Source organism: Paenibacillus sp. OT2-17 (assembly GCF_009827695.1).
Taxonomy (GTDB): Bacteria; Bacillota; Bacilli; order Paenibacillales; family Paenibacillaceae; genus Paenibacillus; species Paenibacillus polymyxa_B.
Window position 1 is genome coordinate 1 of sequence record NZ_WUDQ01000466.1, and the last position, 2,963, is coordinate 2,963.

Consider the following 2,963-nt stretch of genomic DNA (forward strand, 5'->3'; position numbering starts at 1 on the left):
ACCAAATTAACAATGTGCTTTGTTTCCCTGGCATCTTTCGAGCGGCGCTCGACTGCCGTGCCCGTGAAATCAACGAAGAGATGAAGCTGGCGGCCGCAGAGGCCATCGCAGGCACGATCCGTCCTGAAGAACTGAACAAGCTGTATATAATCCCTGGTGTATTTAACGAGAGTGCGGTTCAACGGGTGCGTGAAAAGGTGATTCAAGCCGCGATTGCGAGCGGTACAGCCAGAAGAGTGCCTCGGGATTTCAGATAAAAGAAAAGGATTGCTCCCTTAAACGCGGGTGCAATCCTTTTTGCTATGGAAAGGTCAGTCTGCATATCCGTTTTCTTTACAGCGGTTATGACCTCCATTTAGAGAACAATTGACTGGCACGCTGGGCAAACTCCTCCAGATTAAAGTTGGAGTTGTCCAGCTTGTAGTACCATTTTTTAATCGTATCCAAAATCCATGAGGGAACCTTAACCTCCGAGATACCGGAATAAAACGTATGATACGCCCACACCAAATGCTCCCAGCGCTTGTCATCGCCTTCCTTCACGTATTCAGATACATCCAATACCTTGGCACGCCCGTCTTGCATGAGTACATTCTTGAGGTGAATATCACGGGGATTCAGCCCCTTGGATCGGACAAATTCCCTCGCCTTTTCCACATCTAGAATGACCTGCTCTGGCACAGGAATTCCTTGCAGCAGACAATCCAGCAGCGTAATACCGGATTCATAACTTATGACAATATACTTGTCGCCTTTTCCGTAATAATGAGGAAAAAAGTCAGACCCTCGCAAACGCTCATATACGTCGGCCTCCGCATCTTTCTTCTCGATCGCCATGTCTGAGTATACCTTGAACGCGTAGCCTGGCAACGTATCGAGCGTAAATACGGCCGCATCTGTCCCGATGCCAATACAGCGGACGTCTTGAGTGCCTGTTTTAATGGTAACCGGATCATTATCCTCCGTACTGTATACGGTCACTTGACTTATGATGTCTTCTGCCTGCCTCCATTGTTCTACCATGCGCGATCCCCTCCTTCTCTGTTCTAAACCAATACCAATAAAGTTAGTTCTATAACAGATAAATAGTATTACGGGTTATCTTTTGGAATGGCTTCAAAATAGGTTGATTCTTTTATAAATACGGTATGTACCGTGTCTAACGAGCGTCCGGCAGAAGCAACCTTCTTAACTCTGCATAGCTTGCTGCTGTTTTATAGATCCCCAACACGTCAGTCTCCGGGGGAGCGTTCCTGTGATTGAACCAGATCACCTGCCAATTCGCAGCTATAGCTCCCGCCACGTCATTACGCCAGGAATCCCCAATGTAGCAGCAGTGCTCTGCTAACGTTCCTGTCCGTTCGTTCACTACTTCAAAAATGCGCGGATCAGGCTTGGCATAGCCAACGGTCCCAGATACAAAGATATGCTCTGCTGCAACATGATTTTCCAGTGCCATGGCCTTGATCTTGCTCATCTGGTGTTCTTCAAGACCGTTTGTAATTAATCCAACTAAAAAGCCAGCCGAGCTCAAATCATTTATTAACGAGGTCGCCCCCTCAAAAGGCTCAATTCGGTACTGACGATCCAAGTATTCTTGTTGAACATGTACTGCCTGCTCACGGGTAATTTCTACCCCGAATTCTTGTAAAGCCAGAATGAAACGGCCTTCCCTCATCTCATCCAGTTCATCCGGCCCTGCCTTCCCCTCCAATAGTCCTCCTTTAGCCGATAGTACATCGCTGTAATAGCGAATACGATGGTAGGCTTTCTCATAAGGAAAACGCTCACTCAATCCTAATACTGTACGCAATGCATCGCGTGTAGGGTGCAAATGATCGTACATCGTATCATCTACATCAAAAAAAACAGCCTTCTTTTGCAAGTTCATATGTCCACTTCTTTCTGTTAAATCTTCGGATGACGCTCCTTTTCACCTTGTCCTGATATTATACCCGTTGGCCTGTTACGTTGCACCCTGTCCTTCACACTGCGCATCCTGCAATCACACTTCACGGTTGCTAACATACACTGAAAAGACCGCATTTTCACAAACTCACTTTACTTCTCTAACGAGCTAACATAGGTATCTTGTCCTGCTTTGCCCGAAAGCGTTTTATTTGACAACACACGGGTAAAAGGTCACATTTTTGAAAATATTCGTCATACAGGTTTACATTTCGTGTAAAATCACGTACCTTTTAGGGATGAACGCTTTACGGATGTACTTGGATAAGGGAGGCATACACGATGGATTCCGGTTCTAACCTAGCCTATGGATCAGCTACACCTTTGATTGAGGCACTTATAGAATTTGAAAAAGAGCTCGAAGCGAACCGGCATTCTCTGAGTTTTGATTTGGGATTGATTATGGAGCAGGGCCGCGCGCCACGATATATGGCTACACCACCAGATGTTGTTCCTTTTGCCCACGCAGGGGTGGACGGAATACATTATGGCTTTTTAACGGATTTTGGGCTTGAAAAGGACCTTTCCCGGGCCCCTATAGTATGTGTATCTCCCGTCGATTGGACGGGTGTGTGGGTGGTTGCCCGTCATTTGCAGGATTTTTTAAGCGTTGTTTATACAGAGAACAGTTCATTAAAACGATACTACGCCAGTGGAGATGACTATTCTGGACATGCAGGTCAGCGACTGCCTCAGATTGTAGATGAACGCACCGCGTTTGTACGCGAATGCTTTCGCGAACGCTTTGGTATCGAACCGATTCAGGATATGGCTGCGTATATCGACAGCTTGCGAACAGAACGGAAGCACAATGAAGCAGCTCCTACGCTAAACGGGTTGGGCATCCAGTTATCTTCTTCTGCCAAGCATAGCTCTTCTATGGAGAGTGCCCTCTTGACCGTAACGGAGCCTTTCCTTTGGGAACAACAAGGCGAAGCTGTGCGTGAGTTGTTCCACAACGGTTCGCGAGAAGCCAGACTGGCTTTTATTCGGGA

At 46.9% G+C, this 2,963-nt stretch carries 4 protein-coding genes; 2 read left to right on the plus strand and 2 right to left on the minus strand.

Annotated elements, in window-relative coordinates:
- A partial coding sequence (locus GRP75_RS23165; RefSeq protein WP_337194260.1) for a malic enzyme-like NAD(P)-binding protein occupies positions 1 to 257 on the plus strand: 257 nt, incomplete at its 5' end.
- Between the two features lie 85 nt (positions 258 to 342).
- Here the strand turns inward: GRP75_RS23165 and GRP75_RS23170 are convergent.
- Positions 343 to 1,023, minus strand: coding sequence for a serine/threonine-protein kinase (locus tag GRP75_RS23170; RefSeq protein WP_023987697.1), 681 nt, complete (start codon positions 1,021 to 1,023; stop codon positions 343 to 345).
- A 136-nt stretch (positions 1,024 to 1,159) separates the two neighbouring features.
- Positions 1,160 to 1,891 carry an HAD family hydrolase gene (locus tag GRP75_RS23175; protein ID WP_025724310.1) on the minus strand — a complete coding sequence of 244 codons (732 nt, stop codon included), beginning with the start codon at positions 1,889 to 1,891 and terminating at the stop codon, positions 1,160 to 1,162.
- Between the two features lie 359 nt (positions 1,892 to 2,250).
- Between GRP75_RS23175 and GRP75_RS23180 the strand changes: the two genes are divergently transcribed.
- On the plus strand, positions 2,251 to 2,963 hold a 713-nt coding region (locus GRP75_RS23180), incomplete at its 3' end, for a hypothetical protein (protein ID WP_160790483.1).

Bases quoted from the DNA above. Each gene is read 5' to 3' on its own strand.
- GRP75_RS23170 (WP_023987697.1), bottom strand. From the start codon at position 1,023: ATGGTAGAACAATGGAGGCAGGCAGAAGACATCATAAGTCAAGTGACC.
- GRP75_RS23175 (WP_025724310.1), bottom strand. From the start codon at position 1,891: ATGAACTTGCAAAAGAAGGCTGTTTTTTTTGATGTAGATGATACGATG.